Below are 22,580 nucleotides of genomic sequence, written 5' to 3' on the forward strand. Positions count from 1 at the left end.
AACCGACCATTATTAATACTAGTGGTCGGTTTGTTAGTAAACCATATTATAATTATGTCAACTTAATGCTAAACAACTGCAATACTTAAGATAGACAGTGGTCCATTTGGATTGATAATATCTTCAAGACTATACACCGAAATCGGAAACATCGGAAAACCCACATAGTAAGGGGTTATTTCATACAAACGAAAATAAATGACCAGGCATTTATCACTTAAATAAAAATCTTGATTAGGACGAATCGTTGTAAAATTTCCTAACAACGGAATATCTCTTTCTTTAATTTGCTTTTCTATTTGCTTAGAAAGAACTTGTATATAATTCGAATTTGGTTTGAACAAATCTTGCAGCTGATATTCTTGACCGGTTTTCACATTAAAATTGAGTGATTGTACAACCGTCATTCCATGTGCCATCGGAGCTGAATAGGCATAATTACTAAACAAAATACTTAAGAGACCACGCTCATTCGTTTTTATTTCAAAGTGACCTAACATTTCTTGTAGTTCACCTGTTTGTATGGATTGTTGATGAGCGATTAATTGGTGAACAACGCTATATATTTTTTGATTAATAGACTGTTGAATTTGTTGATTTGGAAGCATTACATACGGGTAATAGATGGACACTTTCTCAGAGTGTATGACTAGTGTTTGAAACGGAACTGGAAGAAGGAATTCGGACATGAAAACAGGCTCCTTTTTTTGTTAATAGATCTCTTTAACCTATTCCGATTAACCATAAATTGTTCCTGTCAGGTTGTATCCATTTGATATTTTGTGCCTATCCATTCAAAGTAAAGCTTGTTTATTTTTTCTTTATCCGTCTTAGCTGGTAATTCACTAACTTGTTTAGCATGATCCAATTCTAAAAATAGTTCCTCGACCATTTCAAATAACTGATCCCAAGTATAAGCGCCATTACGAATAGCAAGTAACAACTCCTTATCCTTTGTGTGGTGCACAGTCATTTTCCCTGTTTTCAGCACTTCAATACCCATAATTAATAAGCGAACGAGATGCATCGCATGCTTCGTGAGCTTTTCCTCCACTTTTTTATTGCGGTGATTGACTTTGTTATAATTTTTTGTTGAATTCGACAACTCCGATATTACACCATTTAATTGAGTCAGCGACATTTGGTTTATATGAAGAGATACATCGACATTTTGTTTTTCGTTGTGATCTAGATAAATATCTTTAATATGTATGTTGTCTCTCCCAAACTCAGGATACCGAGATGGCATTTCTTCGAGCATTCGTTCTAACGTGTATCGTAAATGTATGTCATGATCTTTCTTTGTTGCTTTATTTAGGCCATTTTTTATGCGCATCAATTGGTCTTTGGCATAGCCGCCAAAAGTATAATAACAGTTTTGTGATAAGAATGCTTGACGCTCTTGGCGTAATGCGTCTCCAATTTCAGTTTGTTTTACAATATATTGTGTTGGAACGAATAACATTTCTATAATCGTCGGGTTTTGTGCATCCATTAGATTCATTGCTTTCTTCAATGAATGGTATTCTACATCTGGTTGATGGAAAGTTTCCGTTTCCCACTCTTTTCCAAGCTGTAGCATGTAGACAGCAGGAAGGATGACGATTGCTTTCTGGTCTATATCTGAATGTTCACTAGCTAACCCATAAGCTTGTGAGCCAGTGATCACTTGTAAAATGGTATGTTCTTCTAATAAAGATAAAGTAGGTTTTTTCATCTCGTCACCTCTCGACAAAAATAATAACAAAACGAACTGCTATCAGCTCGTTTTGTTATATAACGTACTTTATATGAGTAATAAAAACAATGGACTAATCGCTAGTAAAGCAATAAAACCTAAGATGGCAACAATAATTGGCTTGATGCCAACCTTTTTAAAATCATTAAAATTAATACTCAAACCTAGTCCAGCCATTGCCATGGATAAACAATACACACTTATGATTAGTAGAATATTAATGATTGCATCCGGTATAAATCCTAGCGTATTGATGCAACTCATAACGAGAAAACCTACAATAAACCATGGAATAGGAAGCTTTCTTTTCGTTGCTTTCTCTGTTTCATCACGATTATTATTTTTATTGAAAAGGTATTCCATGACAATCGCTACAGGAATCAACAATGCAACTCTTCCTAATTTCGCCAGAATAGCTGTTTCACTGCTAACATTTCCACCAGGAACAGACGCGGCAATCACGTGTGCCAATTCGTGAAGCGTAGAACCGACAAGTAGACCATAAGCCTGGTTATCGATTGGTAAAAATGGATAAATAAAAATGTAACCAATTGCACCGATTGTTCCCAAGATTGCAATACACGCAACTGCTAGAGCGGTATACTCCTTTTTACCCTTTATTAAAGGAGCAACTGCCACAATCGCTGCCGCTCCACATACCGCAGTTCCAACGGCAATCAGTGTTGCGAGATGAGATTCGATACCGAACCATTTACCTAAGTATATGATTGTAATTAATGTAAAAATAATCACGATAGCGTCAATCAAGATCATCGAAAATCCCGCATCTGCTATTTGCGACAAGTTTAATCTTAAACCCATCAGTATGATTCCAACACGTAACAATTTTTTACTACTAAAATCAATACCAGCTATGGCTTGGCCACGGACACCGAACAAACGTTTCCAACTCATTCCTAACAATATCGATATGATCATAATCCCCATAATATTAAAAAAAGGAAGCGACGCAATCTGCCCTGAAATAAGCGCAAGTAGTAAGGTTAAAAGTATGCCCCTTAACAAATGTGAATGATTTAACTTAATTTTTTTCAATTTATTACACCTTCATTCTGTTATGTAATTACTTTATCACAGGAAAGCTTGTATCAATTATTCGTTGTTGTAATAGTATTTATTATGAATTCCTATATAAGAAAAGCGCAGAGCGCCGCTTAGAAACGTAGCGATTCGTGAAGTCGCGTAGTTTCTGGCTCTCGGAGCTAGACACATGCACAAATTTTCCTTACTCCTTTTGTTAAAATACGATCACCTCTATAAATGGAAAATAGCATTATTTTTGATATAGTAAAGAAAGGAAGAAGGGGATTTGCTTGAACGTAGAAAAATTAAAAACATTCATCACTGTTGCGGATAAAAAAAGTTTTTCAGAAGCAGCTAAAATATTATTTTTATCTCAGCCTACGATAACCGCACATATAAAGGCTTTGGAACAGCACTTAAACACATCTCTTTTGGAGAGAACGACTAAACAAGTGCAGTTAACCAAAGCCGGAACGATTTTATATGGATATGGTAAAGATATTATTCGCCTTAGTGAAATAGCAGAAAAAGAAATTCGGGGCATGGCTGGTCATGTGTATGGAGAGCTGTTGCTAGCGTGTAGTTTGACTATCGGTGAAAACATCTTACCACAGCTATTAGGTCGTTTTAAAGAAGCTTTTCCACTTATACAGACGACGGTAGATATCTCAAACACCACACATATATTATCTCGAATCAAGGACCACTCTCTAGATTTAGGGTTAATAGAAGCTAACATAACAGATCCCGATATAGTTCTGGAACCGTTCTTACGGGATGAGCTAATGTTAGTGGCCAAACCCGGATATTTCAGTCATGATAAAAACTACCTATCCTTGGATGAAGTGATCCAGCTACCATTGATTCTGAGGGAAAAAGGATCTGGTACACGTGCTGAAATGATGCAACACTTACGTAAAGCTGGAGTAAACATAGATAAATTACATATCGCCTTTGAGCTAGGCAGTACAGAAGCCGTTAAATCAGCTGTGGAAGCTGGTTTAGGGATATCGATTATTTCTAAAAATGCGATCAAAAAAGAATTAAAACTCGACTTGTTGCAAACCTATCCTATTGAAAACTTAGTATTGTCCAGGTATTTTTACATTGTTTATCACCGTGAAACGGTTTTAAAATCAACCATGGATGCTTTTATTGATTCGATTAAATCGAACACGAGCCTATCACTAGATAAGCAATAAGCATCTCACCGATAAACTATTCACTTTGGGTAATCATAAAGGGTGAAGGAACATTTATTGGAGGAATTAATGATGCCTGAATTACCGGAAATGGAGAATTATAAGCACCTATTAAACGAACGGCTACGAGGGAAAACGATCACAAACGTCCAAGTCAATCGCGAAAAATCTATAAATATTAGTACCGAATTGTTTCAAGAAAAAGTAAACACGCAGAAACTTGATCAGATAGAAAGACGAGCGAAACACTTGTTATTTCATCTCGATAACGGAAATGTGTTGTTGCTTCATCTTATGTTAGGTGGTTGGATGTATTATGGTACAGAACAGGACAAACCTGACAGAACGATTCAAATTCGCTTATCCTTTGGTGATCATCATCTATATTTCATAGGACTTAGATTAGGTTATTTACATCTATTTACTGAACAAGAAGTACTAGAAGAGTTAAATGATCTTGGTCCTGAACCATTAGAGCCTAGCTTCACAAAAGAAGTATTCATTCAACTAGCCTCTAAGAGACGTGGAAAACTAAAAACCACCCTATTTAATCAACAATTCCTCTCTGGCATTGGAAATTGTTATTCTGATGAAATATGTTGGCATGCGAAACTGTTGCCAACGAGACAAATGAATGAGATGAATGAACAGGAGCAAATACAGCTGTATCACTCAATGCGCAGTGTGTTGCAAGAAGCAATCGAACTTGGGGGTTACATGAGCAATCCATTATTCAAAAATGATGTAAAAACAGGTGGATATACAGCTCATTGTAAAGTGTATGACCAGGAAGGTAATCCGTGTAGCAGATGCGGTAATCATATTGTCAAAGATAAAATATCATCACGGAAAACATTTTTTTGTGCAGAATGCCAGAAGTAAACAGAACGGTAGGGATATTATGCGATTTGGTTGTCATGTCAGTATACGAGAAGGCTATCTTGGAGCTGCAAAACACGCAGCTCAATTAAATGCTAAATCATTCCAGTATTTTCCTAAAAACCCTAGAAGCTTGTCTTTAAAATCATTCGATACGGATGACGCATACGCCTGTAAGGTCTATTGCCAAGAAAACGATATACTATCCATTTCCCATTCTCCTTATCCTACAAAATTAACTGTACAAAAAGACAAGCAACAACAAGTGATTGATTCCTTGTTGAATGACCTAGCTATTTCTGATGCATGTGGCTCCATCGGCGTAGTCGTCCATTTCGGATCATCAATAGAAGGAAACGATCCACTAGCCGCTTATCAAGTCATGATAAACACTTTAAACCAAGTACTTGAACATTGGGACGGAGCGTGTAAGTTATTACTTGAAAATAATGCTGGGAAACCAGGAGCAATGGGAACAACATTAGAAGAATTAGTCCAAATTAGAGAATTATGTGATTCTCCTGAGAAAATCGGTTTTTGTTTAGACACGTGTCATGCGTATGCTAGTGGGCTATGGGATGGCGATAATTGGGCAGAAATAGAAACAAAAGCAATAGAGCTTGGATTTTTTGATGATTTAGCAGCTATTCATTTGAATAATTCACGTTATCCTACTGGTTCTGGTAAGGACAGACATGCCAACATTTTCGAACACGGTTATATTAACGAAGCACAATGGCATGAAATTATGACTTCACCATTTGTTCAAGAAGTTCCTCTTATATTGGAAACTCCTGATGAATTTGGCATTTCACATAAGGACGAAATAGAGATGTTAAATCAACACTGGAGATCATCACTAAATCCCTAGAATAATCAGTAAAAAACCAAGCACGGAAAAGCTGTACTTGGTTAGGGTCTTTGATGGTTCTCTGCGTGTTTGATAAAAGTTATTTCATTTTCAACTAGTCCACATGCAGCACACTGAATCTTTTGAGAAGGCCCCTTGTATGCAATGTGAAATGGATCTAAATTGTCACTAGTATATTCATTCACTACATCTCCTGATTGTGGATCTAATTTCACAGCTCTCGCAACCTGCTCAATTATATTAAAGCGGGATCGATTGGTTTTACAGTTAGGGCAAAGATACGGTTGAGTAGTCAATAGTTTCACCTCCACAGTTAATTTTCCCTGTACGTTTTCTTTTATGCGTGCATGGTTCTGTAGTAATAGTTAATAATAACTGTAGAAATGTTTAGTTTTTTGAAGAAAAGGTTAAAAGCAATATATACTTTTTATTTATGAGGAAAGGGGAGAACAAGATGGCACTTTCACATGAACAACGAATCGAATTACATGAATTTAATAATCTTACAAAATCTTTAAGTTTTAATATGTATGATGTTTGTTATACCAATACAAAAGCGGAACGTGAAGCATATATTGAATACATTGATGAACAATATAATGCCGAACGATTAACCAAAATTTTAAAGAACGTTTCAGATATTATAGGTGCACATGTGCTTAATGTTGCCAAGCAAGATTTTGAGCCTCAAGGTGCTAGTGTTACTGTGTTAGTGTCGGAAGGCCCTGTAGTAGAAGTACCAACGGAGTCATTCGATGAATCACCAGGACCGTTACCAGACTCTGTAGTAATGCAGCTTGATAAAAGCCACATAACTGTTCACACGTATCCCGAATATCACCCGAATGAAGGAATAAGTACATTCAGAGCTGACATCGATGTGTCAACATGTGGTGAAATCTCTCCATTAAAAGCACTGAACTATTTAATCCATTCCTTTGAGACGGATGTAATGACGATGGACTATCGTGTCAGAGGGTTTACAAGAGATATTAATGGCAATAAATTATTTATTGATCACGATATTAGCTCGATTCAAAATTACATACCTGAAGAGGTTAAAGCACTTTATGACATGATCGATGTCAACATTTATCAAGAAAATATATTTCACACAAAATGTAAACTAAAGAAATTTGAGCTTGATCAATATTTATTCGGATCTAGTAAAGAAAAAATAAGTGAAGAAGAACAACAGCAAATTACAGAGCGGCTAACGAAAGAGATGGACGAGATCTATTATGGGAAAAATATGAATAATTAGAACTACCATAGGAAAATGATAACGCTGTAATATTTTTTACAATTAAGTGGGATACTAAACTTGATAAAGCTAAATAAAAAAACAGTCATCAATGTTTGATTGTTAATGACAGATGAAAGGTCTTTACGATGATAAAATACAAACCAAAAAAGCATGAAGCTTTATTGTGGAGTATTGCTTTACCAGGTTTTGGTCAAATACTAAACGGTCAGTTTTTAAAGGGAATAGTATTCATCTTTTTAGAATTTCTTGTTAACGTGCAGAGCAATTTTAACTTAGCAATTGTATACTCATTTACAGGAGAAATAATCAAAGCCATTGAAGTAACTGATTATCAATGGCTGATGTTTTACCCTTGTTTATATATGTTTGCCATGTGGGATGCTTATCGAGATGCTGAGGGAGAGATGAACAGTTTAAGTTATCTTCCTTTTGTATTTGGCGCTTATTTTTTAACAGTAGGATTAATTTTTTCTGCGAAGATAAAAATATTTGATCATTTGATTGGTCCTGTTTTCTTACCAATGTTGTTCTTAGTACTCGGTCTATGCATTGGACTATTGATTAAACTATTGGTTGCAAAAGTACAAGTTAAAGACGGATAAATTTTTGAGCTCAAATAATGATGAGAGCTCATTTTTTTATGATTTAATTCTTTTAAAAAGAACAATTCACCCCTCTTATGATTAAGATAAAATTAGAGCAAATAGATAATTATTAAAGAAACTAAATGAATTTTAAAGAATTTCTAATTTAACCTTTACTTTTTAGCTATATTTGGTATTATATAGATGCATTCATTAATATATGAAGAAATTTTGGAAGAAAGGGGATAGTAAAGATGTTATTTTCACTTTACGTGGTATCCTTAACTGTTTTGTTGACGTTTCTTGTATTGTCGTTCGTTGAAAAGCTTGAAAGATTCTTCACGCGCAAGAAAAAATTTCGTGCTAACAACAAGCAAGTGCAACCTGCAGTGTTAGCTTTTCATAAATAATCACTCCAATTGATTGAGCCTTTTGACATACTGATCAAGAGGCTTTTTATTATCGGTTCCGTTTGACAACATTTGTACGCATGTTATGATAAGCTTCAAAGCACAATTTAATAGTACTATTTTCCGCTAGGGGTGCCTTATGCAGCATATTGCAATTAAAGGTTGAGATTAAAGTGTTACTTTAAGACCCTTAGAACCTGATCTGGTCAAACCAGCGTAGGGAAGTGGAGTAGGGAATAGCTGTCTATTTGACTCTGTTTCATTACGTCTCCACTTTCTATCTCAGTAGGAAGTGTTTTTGTTTGTCAATAAATGATTACAAACACAAAAAAGGAGATGAATAAAATGAAATTTTCACAGCTTTTAAGAGAAGAAACGAAGGACATTTGGAAAGCAAGCTTTAACCATCCGTTTGTAAAAGGAATCGGTGACGGCACATTAGCGGTTGAGTGTTTTCGTCATTATGTAATGCAAGATTCTTATTATTTATCCCATTTTGCAAGAGTACAAGCATTAGGTGCAGCAAAGGCAAAAGATCTACATACAACGAACAGATTAGCTGCACATGCTCAAGGCACATATGAAGCCGAACTAGGATTACATAGAAAATTTTCGGAGTTGCTTGGCATCACGGAGGAGGAGCAAGAGAACTTTGTTGCCACTCCAACCGCTTACGCTTACACTTCACATTTGTATCGCGCTGCCTATAATGGTCATTTAGGTGATATCATTGCTGCGATTTTACCTTGCTATTGGATTTATTATGAAATTGGTGAGCGATTAAAAGAACATACACCCGAAGAACCGATATATAAAGAATGGATCGCCGCTTACGGCGGAGAATGGTTTAGGACATTAGTGGAAGAACAGATTGCAAGATTAGATGAAATTGCAGAAACGGTAACCGATGAAGATCGTGATCGTATGAAACAACACTTTATTATAAGTAGTCAGTACGAGTATGGTTTTTGGGAAATGGGCTATAGTTTGGAAAAGTGGCCGTTTTAATATTGAGTGGATAACAAAAAAGTCAGTACATACTGGCTTTTTGTTATTTTTTTGTAATTCCACATACCTACGATACGTTGCGTGCGGACAACAATCACTATTATTTTACTTTAATTCAATGGGTTGTTTTTAGCAGATAGGGTCTCTCCAGGACGGGCAAATTATCAAAACGGTAATTTGGGACAAAAAGTGCGCTTCTGGCCGCTTAATCTTGTTAATTCCAACCTCCACTCATTCACTCCTATCACAAAAATTCGGAACGATATGCTCCAACTCAGACATAGTATTCAGAACAGCAAGTATAAAAATTGTTTCTTTCCTAACAGTTAGGTAAACTATACTAGTGCAATTTAGGGAGGATACAACGATGGAAAATATCATACAAGTTGAAGCTTTACGAAAAGAGTTTAAATCCTATTCAAGCCGTTCTGGTTTGCAAGGGGCTTTTCGCGACCTGTTTACCCGCAATTATAAGGTAATTCCTGCAGTTAAAGATATTGATATTACGGTTAGCAAAGGGGAAATGGTCGGATATATAGGTGAAAATGGTGCAGGAAAATCGACTACTATTAAGATGTTAACTGGTATTCTTACACCAACTTCTGGTACGGTCCGTGTTTTGGGAATGGATCCACATAGAGAAAGAGAGAAGTTTGTCCGGTCGATTGGTGTAGTATTTGGTCAACGCTCACAGTTGTGGTGGGATATTGCTGTACAAGAATCATTCCGCTTGTTAAAAAAGGTGTACAATGTGCCTGATCATTTGTATGAAAGTCACATGAGTTATGTGATTGAATCACTTGATATCGCACCATTGCTCGATAAACCTGTTAGAAAGCTGTCACTCGGACAGCGGATGCGTTGTGAGCTTGCTGCTGCATTGTTACATAATCCTACTTTGCTATTTTTAGATGAACCTACTATTGGGCTCGATGTACTCGTTAAATTAAAAATACGTAATTTCCTAAAAGAGATAAATCAAAAGTACCAAACAACGGTATTGTTAACAACTCATGATTTAACGGATATTGAGGCACTTTGTGAACGTGTAATTATGTTGGACGAAGGTCAGATTATTTATGATGGGAAACTAACAAATCTAAAATCAAGCTGGGGTGAAGGGAAGCAAATTGAATTTCAATTTACAAATAATCAAATCTCGAAATCATTGCTCGTACCCTTATTGGACGGTTTAGAGGCTGAATGGACAGCAGGGGACCGTGGCAATGTATGGGTTGCGAATGTTATTAATGACGAATCAGTTATTTCTGATGTAATTGGACGAGTTGTCGCTGCACATAAAATTATTGATCTTAAAGTGCATGAAATATCAATCGAAGAAATTATCCGGAACATTTATGAAGAGGGCATTATCCATGGGTAAATATGTTGAGATGATTCGTATTCGCTTTTTAATGATGCTTGCTTATCGAACCAATTATTATACAGGCATATTAATTTATAGCATTAACATTGGGGCGTATTATTTTTTATGGTCGGCAATCTATGGCGATAAAGGCACCATCGAAGGTATGTCTGTTTTACAGATGACTACCTATATCGCAGTTGCATGGATGGCTAGAGCTTTTTACTTTAATAATATTGATCGTGAGATTGCAGTTGAAATTAAAGAGGGAAAAGTTGCGGTAGAGTTTACTCGTCCTTATAACTATTTATTCATGAAAACAATGCAAGGACTTGGAGAAGGTATATTTCGCTTAGGCTTCTTCTCTGTGCCAGGTATGATCATTGTTTCACTTATCTTTCCAATTTCTCTATCTGCTTCTCCGGATACTTGGTTGTTTTTTGCCATTGCAATTGTGTTTAGTTTTATTATTAATACGCAAATCAATTTATTAACCGGTGTGTTAACTTTTTTCTTTTTTAATAATGATGGTTTAATTCAAGCAAAGCGTGTTGTTATTGACTTATTCTCTGGGTTATTGCTGCCGATTAGCTTTTATCCGTTATGGGCACAACAGATCATGGGTTTTTTGCCGTTTCAAGCAATTAGCTATGTGCCAAGTATGATCTTTACAGATAGCTTTACCCAACAGGAAGTTTATCAAGCAATTTTATCTCAATTCATTTGGTCAATTTTGTTAATTATTCCAATTTATTTGCTCTGGACGTTGGCGAAAAGACGATTGATCGTACAGGGGGGATAAGGTATGAAATATAGTATTATCTTTTTTCAATATGTTGCTCAATATATAAAAACACGCTTTACATATCGCGTTGATTTCGTAATGGGGTTATTTTCAGACCTGCTATTTCAAGCTGTTAACTTGGTTTTTATACTTGTTGTTTTTGGTCATACCCAATTTTTAAGCGGCTGGTCAAGAGATGAAATCATCTTTATATACGGATTTTTCCTCGTACCTTATGCGTTGTTCGGAGCTTTTTTTAATATATGGGATTTTAACGAACGTTATATTGTCAAAGGCGAGATGGACCGAATCTTAACACGACCCGTGCATAGCTTATTTCAAATCATTCTTGAACGGATGGAGTTAGAATCCTTATTCGGAATGTTTACAGGAATCGGTGTTATGATTTATGCAGGGAACCGGCTCGGTTTAAGTTTTGCATGGTATGATCCTGTCTTATTTATCATAATGGTAATTGGCGGTGCGTTAGTTTATGCTGGTATTTTTGTGATGCTTGCTAGTATTAGCTTTTGGTCAGATAGCCCAACGAGTATTATGCCAATGATTTACAACATAGGTAATTATGGAAGGTATCCTGTAGATATTTACAATAAAATAATTCGCTTTGTTTTAACTTGGATATTACCATTCGCGTTTGTAGGTGTGTATCCAGCTGCTTATTTTCTTGGTAGAGAGAATTGGTACATGTATGCATTTTTAACACCTGTAATGGGTATAGGTTTCTTTAGCATTTCAATTTTATTATGGAATATTGGCGTGACAAAATATAGAGGCGCAGGAAACTGACTCAACTACCCTCAGAACGTTCTGAGGGTAGTTGTTTATTTTAAAAATCTAAAATTTTACAATTAGGGTTAAATATTCAACAATCTTTTGGTAGAATTAAAGAGTTGTATGTGAAAGCGTTTTAATTCTAATAGATTATTGTGATACCATAAAGAGAGGTGAAAGGAATGCAATCACTCATACATATTGAAGACGTTGAGAAAAGCTTTGGAAACGGTAACAAGGAAGTAAAAGTGTTAAAAAAGATAAATATGACAATCCCAACAAATCAATTAACGGCCCTGCGGGGAAGGTCAGGTTCTGGAAAAACGACATTACTTAATTTAATCGGTGCACTCGATAAACCATCGGGCGGAGAGATTTATTTTAATGGAAATCCAATTAGTTCGTATTCTGAAAAACAAAGTGCAGAACTGCGGAGAGTGAAGATCGGAATTATCTTTCAGTCCTATGGATTAGTCCCTTTAATGACTGTGGAAGAGAATATTGAATTTGGCTTACGCATAGCAGGAGTTCCTCGCAACGATTGGAATGATAGAATTAGAGAATCGATTGCAATTGTTGGTCTTGAAAAACGAGCCAAGCACCGTCCTTTAGAACTTTCTGGTGGGGAGCAGCAACGAGTTGCAATCGCAAGAGCACTTGCTCCAAGACCCGCATTAATATTAGCAGATGAACCAACAGCTGAACTAGATTCGAATATGGCTTTTCAAATTATACGTGCATTTCAATCGCTTACGAACAATCAACAAACAACGATTATTATGACAACGCACGACCCTGGCATTATGGAAATACTAGATCATGTGTATACATTGGAGGATGGACAAATTGCAAATCAATAAAAAATCCGCATTTAAACTGGTCTTCATAATATTTGGAACTTCAATTACTCTACTATTGTCTGCATGTTCTTTTTTGCCAAAAGAAGAGGAAGTACTCGCCCCACCTTTGGTAGAGCCTGCTACAGTCGACTATAATATCGCTGAAGTGCAAAAAGGCGAAATAATTCACCAATTAACTGGAATAGCAAATTTTGTACCAGCAACAAGTGAAAATTTAACTTATAAGCAAGATGGTGGACGTCTCGATCAGGTTTTAATAGCAGCTGGTGATGTAGTGGAGGAAGGACAACTGCTAGTTGAGTTAGAAAGTGGTAATTTAGCTTTTGACTTGGAACAATTACAATTAGAATATGAAAAATCGAAACTGCGGATCGAACAGTTACAAGCACAGCAGGCAGACAGCTATTCTATTCAAATGGCAAATTTAGATAAAAAGGGATTGGAACTTCGTCTGACCCATATGAAAGAACAATTAGCTTCTTCTCAAATTAAGTCACCGATGGATGGCATCGTAACTTTTGTAACTGATGTTAAACCAGGTGAGTTCGTAGAGCCATTTCAGTCAATGGTCCAAATCGCAGATACGTCTAACTTACAGTTAATTTATTCTGCGCCGACGGCAAGTGATCTCGATGATATTACTTTCGGGATGGACGTTGCAATCACGATCAACAAGGAACAATTGAAAGGAAAAGTAGCTCAAACACCGGATACAGTTCCAGATGAAATGCATCAACAAAATCCAGATTTATATGAGTCAAGCTTAATCATAAGTATAGACACGCCTCCTGATAATTTAACGATAGGAGGTTCTGCTGAAATTGAAGTGGTTATAGCAAAAAAAGAAGACACACTAATTATTCCTAAAAACGGTCTAAGAACTTCATTTGGAAGAAATTATGTGCAAATTCTTCAGGATAACAGTAAAAGAGAAATCGACATCGAAACCGGTATCGTTACTTCAACTGAAGTCGAAATATTAAAAGGATTAAACGAGGGAGAGCAAGTTATTCTGAAGTAGGAGGAATGAGCGATGGCAATGTTAAAGATTATTATCAGAAAAATGTTCAACAATCGCTGGCTTACTGGTAGCTTGTTCCTCGGATTATTGATTACGGTAGCACTTGTTTCCAGCATACCAACTTATACCTCGAGTGTTTTACAAAAGTTGCTTGTTAGTGATTTAGAAAATTATCAACTCGAAAACAGTCAATATCCAAGCATGTTTTCTTTTTCCGTGAATTTTACTAAAGACGATGAAATTAATCAGTTAACGATGTTGGATGAGGTTGAAACGTATAATAAACAATTAATCTCAGCGACAACGATACCTGTAAAAACAGATGTTTCTATTTTAAGTTCTATACCTTTACAGGTTACACGTGAACAAAGCACAGCATCGACACAAACACAGCAAAGCGGAAAGCTTCTTGCTTTCACAGAAATCGAGCAGCATATTAACATTACTGATGGGAGATTGCCAAATGACGAATTAGTTGATGGTGCTTATGAAGCAATCGTTCCAGAAAGAGCATTATTGGAAAGAGACATTGTGCTAGGTACTACATTTTTAGTCGGGGAAGGTGAATCACAATTTCTGGTTAAACCAGTTGCTACTTTTAAGGCTAAAGACAACTATGATCCGTACTGGACATTATCACCTGAAGTGTACCGTAACGATTTTATCATTGCTGAACAACTGTACAGACAGGAATTCTTACCAAACAATCCGCAACTGTTAGAAACGAGCAGATTCATTACAAACTTTGATTATCAATCGATTACAAGTGAAAACATCCAGACGTTGCTTAGCTTGGAAAGGAAAGTAAATGCGACAGTCAGTTCGATGATGGAGACGATCATTTTAACTGATTTCCCTGCACAGACACTTCTTTCTACATATGGACAAAAGGAAGAACAACTGCGGACGATGCTGTGGTCATTAAATGTACCTGTGCTAGTTATGTTAAGTATTTATCTTTATATGGTATCGCGATTAATCGTTAATCGACAATTAAATGAGATCGCTATTTTGGCAAGTCGTGGTGCAAAAAGAACACAGATTATGTTAATTTATTTTATTGAAGTTTCTATATTAGGGAGTATTGCTTTTCTATTCGGTCCATTCATCGGAGCTTATTTATGTAACTTACTAGGAGCAACAAATGGATTTCTAGAATTTGTGCAACGAACAGCCCTACCAATCAATATAAGACCAGAATCCTATTTATATGGATGTATAGCCGTTATCGCGTCGATTGTAATGACGATGATACCAGTCTATTTTGCTTCCAAACAAAGTATTGTTGATCATAAGCAAAAGCAGGCTAGAAATATGGCGAACTACAAATGGTATTCAATACTGTTCAGTCTCGGCTTAATCGGGTTAGCTATCTACGGGTTATATTCTGTTCAAACACAAGAGTTATCAAATACATCGTCGCCACAAGCAGATAGTATCTATGTGGATCCAGTTTTGTTTTTTTTACCTGCTATTTTCATCATTGGCTTAGGACTATTCATTTTGCGATTATATCCAATTCTAATGATGGGAATTTACTTGCTTGGAAGGAAAATTTGGCCGATTTCCTTGTATACAACCTTTGTACAAGTAAGTCGTTCTGCGAAGCAATATCAATTTCTCATGTTATTTTTAGTGATGACAATTGGGATCGGTGTTTACAGCGCAAGTGCAGCAAGAACTATTAACACTAACCTTGAAGAACAAATCCGCTACAACAATGGGGCAGATATAACGGTAGATGTTAGATGGGCAAGCAGTGAAATTGCCACATCTCCATCTGTTGGTAATGAACCAAGCAACACAGAAGATGGAACAGAGGTAGAGCAAGGGAAAAGCATCGTTTATACAGAACCACCATTTGACCCGTTTCTTCAGTTAGATGGCGTCGAGCATGCTACAAGAGTATTTAACAAAGCACCAGTAAAAGTGGAAGCAAAGGGAAGTAGTATTTTTTCTGCTGAGCTTATGGCGATTGAACCGAATGCATTTGGAGAGACTGCTTGGTTTAAATCAACCTTGCTTCCACACCATTGGTTCAACTACTTGAACTTAATTGCTAGTGAACCTAGTGCAGTACTCATATCGAAGTCTGTTTCAACATCTTTAGGTGTTAAAGAAGGCGATTATTTGACGATGGAGTGGGAGGGATCTGATTATGCCGAATTTGTTGTATACGGTGTCATCGATTATTGGCCGTCGTTTAATCCTTTGCTAAAAAGTGAGGATGGGAGTGATCCCACTTTGATTGTAGCAAATCTTTCTTATGTTCAAAATTTAATGGGACTTGAACCATACCAAATTTGGCTACAGACAGATACTGGAACCCAAAGAAACGGCCTTTACGAAAACATGAAACAACTAAACCTACCTGTAACAAACATGGATGACGTACAGCCTAAACTAATAGAATTAAAAAATAGTGCCTTCTTACTCGGACTTAATGGGACCATGTCACTCGGGTTTATAATTTCACTCATGATTACGTTTATCGGGTTTTTACTGTACTGGATTCTTACGATTAAATCCCGCACTTTACAGTATGGCATTTACCGGGCAATGGGAATCCCAATGCCTAAACTAATTGCTATATTGATTTGGGAACAAGTGATGACCTCGGGGATTGCTTGTCTGTTAGGTATCGCTATTGGTGGGATAACAAGCAGACTATTCGTTCCACTTTTCCAATTGTCATTTAATCCACAGTCAATCGTACCACCATTCATGGTAATGTTTGATCCTAGGGATGAAATGAAGATTTATTTATTTGTAGCATTTATGTTAGTGATTGGCTTATCTATTTTAGTTATATTATTACGAAAAATTAAGATACATCAAGCGATAAAGTTGGGTGAAGATTAATGATTACATGCGAAAACTTAGTTAAAATATATACAATAGATGATGACCATGAGGTAATGGCTTTACAAGGACTCGATTTGCAAGTAGAGGACGGAGAAATGATGGGAATCATTGGCAACAGCGGAAGTGGTAAATCCACTTTGTTAAATATGCTTGGTGGATTAGATCGACCGTCAGCAGGAAAGTTAATTATTAATGATCAAAATTTACTTCGTCTTACCGACAAGGATCTCGTTCGCTACCGTCTAGAAACGGTCGGGTTTATTTGGCAAAATAACGCAAGAAACTTGATTCCGTATTTAACTGCTGTAGAAAATGTGGAACTACCTATGCTGTTAAAAGGGAAATTAAAACGAGATCGTGCAAAAGAGCTACTAGAGAGAGTTGGTCTCGGACACAGGATCAACAGTAAGCTTAACATGCTCTCCGGTGGTGAACAGCAACGAGTAGCCATTGCCATCTCGTTAGCAAATAATCCAAGTTTGTTATTAGCAGATGAGCCAACCGGTAGTGTTGATACAAAAACAGCTGACATTATTTTAGATGTTTTTAGAGAACTGAACCGCGAGCTAGGGGTAACAATTGTTATCGTAACACATGATACGCTACTTACTAGAAAAATGGATCGCGTTGTTGCAATCAGAGATGGCAAAACCTCCAGCGAGATTTTGCGACGTTCCCACTATTCAGAGCTACTAAGTACCGAACAAACAGATAACGACGAGGATCAAAATGATACACATGTTGAGTTAGCAGTACTTGATCGTGCTGGACGAATTCAAGTCCCAAGAGATTACTTAGATTCAATCGGCATTGAAGATACGAACAAATTACAAGTTATTTTAGAGGATGGACAAATCATTTTACGGAATCCAAATGGAGAAAAGGTTGGCTCCTTAAATAATTAGGCACCTTTATAAACTTCCCCTTAATCTTGCAATAGATTAGGGGGATTATTGAAAACGAACATAAAGGAAGTTTATATCCGATTTGTACCTATTCACAATTTTCCCTATCGAATTTCAGATTGTATATTTTGTTTGTGGCCATTCTTGAGCAAATATTAGTGTCTGAGTTTTCGTTACCACGTGCTATGGGGAAGGAATATGTTTTTTATCTGGGTCTGAACCTTAACAAAAATTTATCACGGTTCAGATTCTTTTCTCTTTCAAGCTGCTTTGTTATTATTATCATCTTCGTTCAATTCACTCATATGTTGTTTTTTAACCTCCCAATAATACATTTTTGGAAGTCCCCAAACTGTCCAATATTCTTGCAACATGGATGTACCGACAAACATAACGAGTGACCAATCTATGCCTCTTAACATGATCATTCTCCTTTCATTTTAAATAAGTCTATTCTGGTACAAACTTGTCTAAGAACATTAAATTGTTTTCTAAAACACTTGAACTAATACAAAGCTATTAATATAATATAAAAGTTGCCAACAATTTAATAGAGAGTTACCTTATCATTATGATGAGGTAGAGGTGCATAAAACATAAGTAATCTGTGGGAGGATGACAACAATGACCACGGATAAAAGGGTTTATTGCCGAAGTAACGGTTTAGGTCAACTAAGCCATTGCTGGTATTACTTTTAATAAGGGTAATACTGCCGTTATATAAAAACGGTGCGCTACTGATCTAATAGAGGATAACTACCATTACAAGAGTAATGATAGGTTATTTTTCCTATTGTCACTCTTTTTTTGTATACAACAAGAATTTCATAATTATGGAGGTACAGAGCAAATGGAAGCGACGATTTATTCATTAATTCCGCCATTACTAGCACTATTATTAGTTATTTTAACGAGGCGTGTATTATTATCACTAGGTATCGGTATTATCGTAGGCGCATGGTTACTTAAGGATTTATCTGTAACAGGAGCAATCAGTCAAGTATTCGAAAGCTTTCGAATCATTTTCGGATCTGTTAATGAAGAGACGAATGCATGGGAGCTTAATACATGGAATGTTTATATTATTATCTTTTTATTATTACTAGGAATCATTACTGCGCTTGTATCGATTACTGGAGGTAGCAGGGCGTTTGGGGAATGGGCTCTTAAACGAGTAAAAACACGGGCGGGCGCCCATATTGTTACAACACTTTTAGGTTTATTTATTTTCATTGATGATTACTTTAATAGTCTTGCCGTTGGTCAAGTATCTCGACCATTAACAGACCGCCACAAAATCTCTCGAGCAAAATTAGCGTATCTCATAGATTCGACTTCGGCACCGATTTGTGTTGTGTCACCCGTCTCCAGTTGGGGCGCCTATATTATCGGGTTACTTGTTCCTATCTTAGCAGCACAAGGTATCACGGAATATGGAGCACTATCTGCATTTATTCAAATGATCCCGATGAATTTGTACGTGATCATCGCCATCGGCCTTGTATTTGCAGTATCTGTTTATAATATCAATATAGGCCAAATGAAGAAGCACGAACAGCTTGCAATCGAGCATAATCAGCTCACAGATCCAAGAAAAGTGGTTCCTGGTGAGCTGAAAAATAGCTTGCCGGTTAGTAATAAAGGAACCGTTGGTGATCTTATTATTCCAATCATATCTTTAATCGTTGGAACGGTAGGTAGCATGATTGTTACAGGAATATTAGCTACAGATGGGGCAATCACTGCAATAACTATTTTTGAAAACACCGACGTAACTGGTTCTTTGGTTTATGGTGGTTTGATAGGAGTTATCGTGACGCTTGTCACGGTAATCAAACAGCGTATTGCTCCGAATATTTTAGGTAGAGGTATTTTCGAAGGAATTCGCTCCATGTTGTCTGCTATCATTATTTTAATTTTTGCTTGGATGATTGTTGACATTATCGGACGATTACAAACAGGAGAGTTCTTAGCTCAACTAGTAAAAGATATCAATATGGATGTGGCTTATTTACCGCTCATTATCTTTATTCTTGCCGGCATTATGGCATTTGCAACAGGAACATCATGGGGAACGTTCGGTATTATGCTTCCAATAGCGGGTGACATTGCTGGAGCAACCGATATCTCTTTATTACTTCCAGCATTAGCTGCCGTACTAGCAGGGTCCGTATTTGGTGACCATTGTTCACCAATAAGCGATACAACGATATTATCATCAACTGGTGCAGGAAGTAACCATATCGATCACGTAATCACGCAATTACCGTACGCCATCATCGCCGCTGTCATATCAGCTATCGGATATTTGGTGCTCGGATTAGCAGGTAGTGTACTATTATCAATCGGAATATCTTTGTTGTTATTAGTTGGTATTGTACTTGTTTTAAAAATTAATAGAGCATAATTTGGAACACACACTTGCTTTGAAGTAAGTGTGTTTTTTTGTACAAAAAGATAGCGAGTTAGCATTTTCGAAGCAGGACATCAATTCCTAATAACTAATATCTAAATATGCGCGCTCAATTTTACTTACATTATATTGAAAGAAACAAAATGTGTATTATGTTTCATTGTGAAATTATATGAAAACAAGTCGTATCAGGGTTTCCAATGCGATCAAACTGTTGTAAAATAACGGTATAATACATATTGAGTAAAAACGTTCATCAATAATATGTAAAATATAGTTATTTTTGTCTTATATCGTGTGAGCTTTTCAAATCGAAATCAGAAGCTTCTACAGTGAAATTAAGAAGGAGGACAGTACATAAAATCATTCTAATTTCGTCTGAGAGCGATTCTATGAATTTATATGTTTTTATAAGGGTGTGAAGTAAATATGGAAAAGTTGCCGTATGCAGCGCATGTGTTTTTATCAAAAGGACAATACAGTTATCTGTTAGAAAAATACGGGGAATATGAACTAAATCGGAAAATACAAGAACTGAATCGCTCAAAAATGAAAGATTCAAAACGAAGAGAAACGATAAGCTCAGATTATCATGCAATCATTAGTAAAGGGATGCAAACCGTTCAACCATTACGCGATCGCTTTCTGATTCATGCAATGAAAGAAGAATTAAAGAAGTCTTCTTACCGAAACTATTTTTTATTTGTTATGGGGATTAACACAGGATTGCGAATTAGTGACCTACTACCACTTAAGGTTAGTAATGTTCTCGATAAAACGCATATTGTTCTAAGAGAAACCAAAACAAGGAAGAGCAAAAGGTTTTTGATCAATTTAGAATTACGAAACATTATTGCAGCATACATAGAAGGCAAGGATGAAGAAGACTATTTATTTCCATCACATAAAACAGACTTGCCAATTCAGAGAGTTCAAGCATATAAAATTCTAAATCAAGCTGCAACTAATGTGGGAATATCGGAATTTGGAACGCACAGTTTAAGGAAAACATTTGGTTTTTGGCATTATACCATCAACAAAAACGTAGCATTGTTGCAAGATATTTTTAACCATACATCGCCTGATATTACACTTAGATATATTGGTATAAACCAAGATATCGTTGATCAAAGTTTAGAGAACTTTAGTTTGTGATAAACAAAAGCAAGGGTTTACAGCTTCTGAGCATATTAATTTTATTCTAAGCTGTTAGAAGCTAAGATATATTTGTATCAAATAGATACGTGTAAGTTTGATTTTTACAAGCTCTGACTAGAAGAAAAACTAGAGCTTGCAAATATATTATGTAAAAGGGAGTGCTATTCATGCGTGCAGTTGTCATCAATGAATATGGTAGTAAAGATGTTTTAGTGGAACAGGAGCTACCGAAACCAGAAATAAATGCAAACCAAGTACTTGTTGAAGTTCATGCAACTTCCATCAATCCGATTGATTGGAAACTTCGTGCAGGTTACTTGAAACAAATGCTTGATTGGTCATTCCCGATTATCCTTGGATGGGATGTTGCGGGTAAGATTGTTGAAGTTGGAAGTGACGTGAAAAATTTCGAGGTTGGAGATGAAGTTTTTGCGCGACCAGATACTACCGCTAAAGGTACTTACGCGGAATTCACGACAGTGGATCAGGAATTGCTAGCAAAAAAACCGAGCAACCTGACATTTGAAGAAGCTGCTTCTATTCCATTAGCTGGTTTAACCGCTTGGCAGTGTCTAGTAGATAATACTCAGGTCAAGCAGGGAGATAAAGTACTTATCCAAGCTGGAGCTGGTGGTGTAGGGAGTTTGGCTATTCAAATGGCAAAACACCTCGGAGCCTATGTCGCTACAACAGCAAGTGAAAAAAATGAGGCATATGTAAAAGAGTTAGGTGCAGATGTATTCATCAATTACCGCACACAACAATTTGAAGAAGAATTAAGTGATTATGATGTGGTCATTGATACAATGGGCGACGAGATTTTAAATAAAGGCTTCCAAGTATTAAAGCCTGGTGGCAGACTCGTCACTATAGCCGGACAACCTGATCCAGCATTAGCAGAAAAACATCAAGTAACGGCAAGTTCCTATTGGTTAACGCCAAATGGTAAACAGCTAGCTGAGATAGGAGACTTACTTGAAAAAGGCATTGTTAAGCCTCAAGTCGGTAGTACGTTTGGTTTTTCAGCAGAACAGTTACAAAAAGCACACGAATTAAGTGAGACACATCATGCTAAAGGCAAAATTGTGATTAAAGTTAAATAGCGCAGTAACCACCCGTAATATAGCATATATTGTGGGTGGTTTTCTTTTATTAAGCTGGCCGGCCAATTTCCCGGAAGTTACCTAATAATGATTTGATTTGGAACCTTAATGGTTATTGTGCTGTCAGATCAAAAGAAATAACCACCCTAAAGCCTAGCAAGCATTAATTAGGGTGGTTATTTATATCCGAAAATGTGAGCTGCCCCCAATACTGAGAAAAATATTCAAGAAATAATAAAAGAATTGGGAACAATCCCAGAAAGGTTTATATAATACGGTCTTATACAAAGCAATTAACTATTGCTTTGTG

At 36.4% G+C, this 22,580-nt stretch carries 22 protein-coding genes and 2 riboswitches; of the genes, 17 read left to right on the plus strand and 5 right to left on the minus strand.

What is annotated here, in order from left to right:
- Positions 1 to 68: 68 nt before the first annotated feature.
- The 3 genes from ACI6MV_RS08695 to ACI6MV_RS08705 form a co-directional block, all read right to left on the minus strand.
- Positions 69 to 689: an RsiV family protein gene (locus ACI6MV_RS08695; protein WP_407269889.1), complete on the minus strand. Its 621-nt coding sequence runs from the start codon at positions 687 to 689 to the stop codon at positions 69 to 71.
- Between the two features lie 68 nt (positions 690 to 757).
- A complete protein-coding gene (locus tag ACI6MV_RS08700; RefSeq protein WP_407269890.1) occupies positions 758 to 1,717 on the minus strand; it encodes a nucleotidyltransferase domain-containing protein in 960 nt (319 codons plus the stop codon).
- 69 nt (positions 1,718 to 1,786) lie between these two features.
- The gene (locus ACI6MV_RS08705) at positions 1,787 to 2,794 is read right to left on the minus strand and encodes a YeiH family protein (RefSeq protein WP_407269891.1); all 1,008 of its coding nucleotides are present in this window, start codon (positions 2,792 to 2,794) and stop codon (positions 1,787 to 1,789) included.
- A gap of 278 nt (positions 2,795 to 3,072) precedes the next feature.
- On the opposite strand from ACI6MV_RS08705, the gene ACI6MV_RS08710 reads away from it, so the two are divergent.
- From ACI6MV_RS08710 to ACI6MV_RS08720, 3 genes are all read left to right on the plus strand, one after another.
- Positions 3,073 to 3,984 carry a selenium metabolism-associated LysR family transcriptional regulator gene (locus ACI6MV_RS08710; RefSeq protein WP_407269892.1) on the plus strand — a complete coding sequence of 304 codons (912 nt, stop codon included), beginning with the start codon at positions 3,073 to 3,075 and terminating at the stop codon, positions 3,982 to 3,984.
- Between the two features lie 72 nt (positions 3,985 to 4,056).
- The gene (gene mutM, locus ACI6MV_RS08715) at positions 4,057 to 4,866 is read left to right on the plus strand and encodes a bifunctional DNA-formamidopyrimidine glycosylase/DNA-(apurinic or apyrimidinic site) lyase (protein ID WP_407269893.1); all 810 of its coding nucleotides are present in this window, start codon (positions 4,057 to 4,059) and stop codon (positions 4,864 to 4,866) included.
- A 19-nt stretch (positions 4,867 to 4,885) separates the two neighbouring features.
- Positions 4,886 to 5,734, plus strand: coding sequence for a deoxyribonuclease IV (locus ACI6MV_RS08720; protein ID WP_407269894.1), 849 nt, complete (start codon positions 4,886 to 4,888; stop codon positions 5,732 to 5,734).
- Positions 5,735 to 5,775: 41 nt separating this feature from the next.
- Here the strand turns inward: ACI6MV_RS08720 and ACI6MV_RS08725 are convergent, their stop codons facing one another.
- Positions 5,776 to 6,030: a DNA alkylation repair protein gene (locus ACI6MV_RS08725; RefSeq protein WP_407269895.1), complete on the minus strand. Its 255-nt coding sequence runs from the start codon at positions 6,028 to 6,030 to the stop codon at positions 5,776 to 5,778.
- A gap of 158 nt (positions 6,031 to 6,188) precedes the next feature.
- On the opposite strand from ACI6MV_RS08725, the gene speD reads away from it, so the two are divergent.
- The 11 genes from speD (at position 6,189) to ACI6MV_RS08780 (ending at position 17,596) form a co-directional block, all read left to right on the plus strand.
- Entirely contained in the window at positions 6,189 to 6,998 is an 810-nt protein-coding gene (gene speD / locus ACI6MV_RS08730; protein WP_407269896.1) for an adenosylmethionine decarboxylase, read from the plus strand.
- A 128-nt stretch (positions 6,999 to 7,126) separates the two neighbouring features.
- Positions 7,127 to 7,603 (plus strand): hypothetical protein, encoded by a 477-nt coding sequence (locus tag ACI6MV_RS08735; RefSeq protein WP_407269897.1) that lies wholly within the window; start codon positions 7,127 to 7,129, stop codon positions 7,601 to 7,603.
- Between the two features lie 236 nt (positions 7,604 to 7,839).
- On the plus strand, positions 7,840 to 7,995 hold the full coding sequence (locus ACI6MV_RS08740; protein ID WP_407269898.1) for a hypothetical protein: 156 nt from the start codon (positions 7,840 to 7,842) through the stop codon (positions 7,993 to 7,995).
- 118 nt (positions 7,996 to 8,113) lie between these two features.
- Positions 8,114 to 8,235, plus strand: a riboswitch (TPP riboswitch).
- 105 nt (positions 8,236 to 8,340) lie between these two features.
- Positions 8,341 to 9,003, plus strand: coding sequence for a thiaminase II (gene tenA / locus ACI6MV_RS08745; protein WP_407269899.1), 663 nt, complete (start codon positions 8,341 to 8,343; stop codon positions 9,001 to 9,003).
- A gap of 367 nt (positions 9,004 to 9,370) precedes the next feature.
- On the plus strand, positions 9,371 to 10,387 hold the full coding sequence (locus ACI6MV_RS08750) for an ABC transporter ATP-binding protein (protein ID WP_407269900.1): 1,017 nt from the start codon (positions 9,371 to 9,373) through the stop codon (positions 10,385 to 10,387).
- Positions 10,380 to 11,171, plus strand: coding sequence for an ABC transporter permease (locus ACI6MV_RS08755; RefSeq protein WP_407269901.1), 792 nt, complete (start codon positions 10,380 to 10,382; stop codon positions 11,169 to 11,171). Before ACI6MV_RS08750 ends, ACI6MV_RS08755 begins: the two co-directional genes overlap by 8 nt.
- Before the next feature lie 3 nt (positions 11,172 to 11,174).
- Positions 11,175 to 11,960, plus strand: a complete 786-nt coding sequence (locus tag ACI6MV_RS08760; RefSeq protein WP_407269902.1) for an ABC transporter permease — start codon at positions 11,175 to 11,177, stop codon at positions 11,958 to 11,960.
- A 167-nt stretch (positions 11,961 to 12,127) separates the two neighbouring features.
- On the plus strand, positions 12,128 to 12,805 hold the full coding sequence (locus ACI6MV_RS08765) for an ABC transporter ATP-binding protein (RefSeq protein ID WP_407269903.1): 678 nt from the start codon (positions 12,128 to 12,130) through the stop codon (positions 12,803 to 12,805).
- Positions 12,792 to 13,826, plus strand: coding sequence for an efflux RND transporter periplasmic adaptor subunit (locus ACI6MV_RS08770; protein WP_407269904.1), 1,035 nt, complete (start codon positions 12,792 to 12,794; stop codon positions 13,824 to 13,826). Before ACI6MV_RS08765 ends, ACI6MV_RS08770 begins: the two co-directional genes overlap by 14 nt.
- Positions 13,827 to 13,838: 12 nt before the next feature.
- Positions 13,839 to 16,688, plus strand: a complete 2,850-nt coding sequence (locus tag ACI6MV_RS08775) for an FtsX-like permease family protein (protein WP_407269905.1) — start codon at positions 13,839 to 13,841, stop codon at positions 16,686 to 16,688.
- Positions 16,688 to 17,596 carry an ABC transporter ATP-binding protein gene (locus ACI6MV_RS08780; RefSeq protein WP_407269906.1) on the plus strand — a complete coding sequence of 303 codons (909 nt, stop codon included), beginning with the start codon at positions 16,688 to 16,690 and terminating at the stop codon, positions 17,594 to 17,596. The genes ACI6MV_RS08775 and ACI6MV_RS08780 overlap by 1 nt, the downstream gene beginning before the upstream one ends.
- A gap of 260 nt (positions 17,597 to 17,856) precedes the next feature.
- Here the strand turns inward: ACI6MV_RS08780 and ACI6MV_RS08785 are convergent, their stop codons facing one another.
- Complete coding sequence (locus ACI6MV_RS08785; protein WP_407269907.1) at positions 17,857 to 18,018, minus strand: hypothetical protein; 162 nt, start codon at positions 18,016 to 18,018, stop codon at positions 17,857 to 17,859.
- Positions 18,019 to 18,168: 150 nt separating this feature from the next.
- Positions 18,169 to 18,341: riboswitch (Lysine riboswitch) on the plus strand.
- 105 nt (positions 18,342 to 18,446) lie between these two features.
- Here ACI6MV_RS08785 and ACI6MV_RS08790 point away from each other — a divergent pair.
- From ACI6MV_RS08790 to ACI6MV_RS08800, 3 genes are all read left to right on the plus strand, one after another.
- Positions 18,447 to 20,003, plus strand: coding sequence for a Na+/H+ antiporter NhaC family protein (locus ACI6MV_RS08790; protein ID WP_407269908.1), 1,557 nt, complete (start codon positions 18,447 to 18,449; stop codon positions 20,001 to 20,003).
- Between the two features lie 618 nt (positions 20,004 to 20,621).
- Positions 20,622 to 21,164: a site-specific integrase gene (locus ACI6MV_RS08795; RefSeq protein ID WP_407269921.1), complete on the plus strand. Its 543-nt coding sequence runs from the start codon at positions 20,622 to 20,624 to the stop codon at positions 21,162 to 21,164.
- A gap of 170 nt (positions 21,165 to 21,334) precedes the next feature.
- Positions 21,335 to 22,270 carry an NADP-dependent oxidoreductase gene (locus ACI6MV_RS08800; RefSeq protein ID WP_407269909.1) on the plus strand — a complete coding sequence of 312 codons (936 nt, stop codon included), beginning with the start codon at positions 21,335 to 21,337 and terminating at the stop codon, positions 22,268 to 22,270.
- Positions 22,271 to 22,580 lie beyond the last annotated feature (310 nt).

It is taken from the genome of Radiobacillus sp. PE A8.2 (assembly GCF_045635475.1).
GTDB lineage: Bacteria > Bacillota > Bacilli > Bacillales > Amphibacillaceae > JBJGXI01.

Excerpts from the sequence above, each read along its gene's own strand:
- ACI6MV_RS08695 (WP_407269889.1), bottom strand. The coding sequence starts at position 689 with ATGTCCGAATTCCTTCTTCCAGTTCCGTTTCAAACACTAGTCATACAC.
- ACI6MV_RS08700 (WP_407269890.1), bottom strand. The coding sequence starts at position 1,717 with ATGAAAAAACCTACTTTATCTTTATTAGAAGAACATACCATTTTACAA.
- mutM (WP_407269893.1), top strand. The coding sequence starts at position 4,057 with ATGCCTGAATTACCGGAAATGGAGAATTATAAGCACCTATTAAACGAA.
- ACI6MV_RS08720 (WP_407269894.1), top strand. The coding sequence starts at position 4,886 with ATGCGATTTGGTTGTCATGTCAGTATACGAGAAGGCTATCTTGGAGCT.
- speD (WP_407269896.1), top strand. The coding sequence starts at position 6,189 with ATGGCACTTTCACATGAACAACGAATCGAATTACATGAATTTAATAAT.
- ACI6MV_RS08735 (WP_407269897.1), top strand. The coding sequence starts at position 7,127 with ATGATAAAATACAAACCAAAAAAGCATGAAGCTTTATTGTGGAGTATT.
- ACI6MV_RS08740 (WP_407269898.1), top strand. The coding sequence starts at position 7,840 with ATGTTATTTTCACTTTACGTGGTATCCTTAACTGTTTTGTTGACGTTT.
- tenA (WP_407269899.1), top strand. The coding sequence starts at position 8,341 with ATGAAATTTTCACAGCTTTTAAGAGAAGAAACGAAGGACATTTGGAAA.
- ACI6MV_RS08750 (WP_407269900.1), top strand. The coding sequence starts at position 9,371 with ATGGAAAATATCATACAAGTTGAAGCTTTACGAAAAGAGTTTAAATCC.
- ACI6MV_RS08755 (WP_407269901.1), top strand. The coding sequence starts at position 10,380 with ATGGGTAAATATGTTGAGATGATTCGTATTCGCTTTTTAATGATGCTT.
- ACI6MV_RS08760 (WP_407269902.1), top strand. The coding sequence starts at position 11,175 with ATGAAATATAGTATTATCTTTTTTCAATATGTTGCTCAATATATAAAA.
- ACI6MV_RS08765 (WP_407269903.1), top strand. The coding sequence starts at position 12,128 with ATGCAATCACTCATACATATTGAAGACGTTGAGAAAAGCTTTGGAAAC.
- ACI6MV_RS08775 (WP_407269905.1), top strand. The coding sequence starts at position 13,839 with ATGGCAATGTTAAAGATTATTATCAGAAAAATGTTCAACAATCGCTGG.
- ACI6MV_RS08780 (WP_407269906.1), top strand. The coding sequence starts at position 16,688 with ATGATTACATGCGAAAACTTAGTTAAAATATATACAATAGATGATGAC.
- ACI6MV_RS08785 (WP_407269907.1), bottom strand. The coding sequence starts at position 18,018 with ATGTTAAGAGGCATAGATTGGTCACTCGTTATGTTTGTCGGTACATCC.
- ACI6MV_RS08790 (WP_407269908.1), top strand. The coding sequence starts at position 18,447 with ATGGAAGCGACGATTTATTCATTAATTCCGCCATTACTAGCACTATTA.
- ACI6MV_RS08795 (WP_407269921.1), top strand. The coding sequence starts at position 20,622 with ATGCAAACCGTTCAACCATTACGCGATCGCTTTCTGATTCATGCAATG.
- ACI6MV_RS08800 (WP_407269909.1), top strand. The coding sequence starts at position 21,335 with ATGCGTGCAGTTGTCATCAATGAATATGGTAGTAAAGATGTTTTAGTG.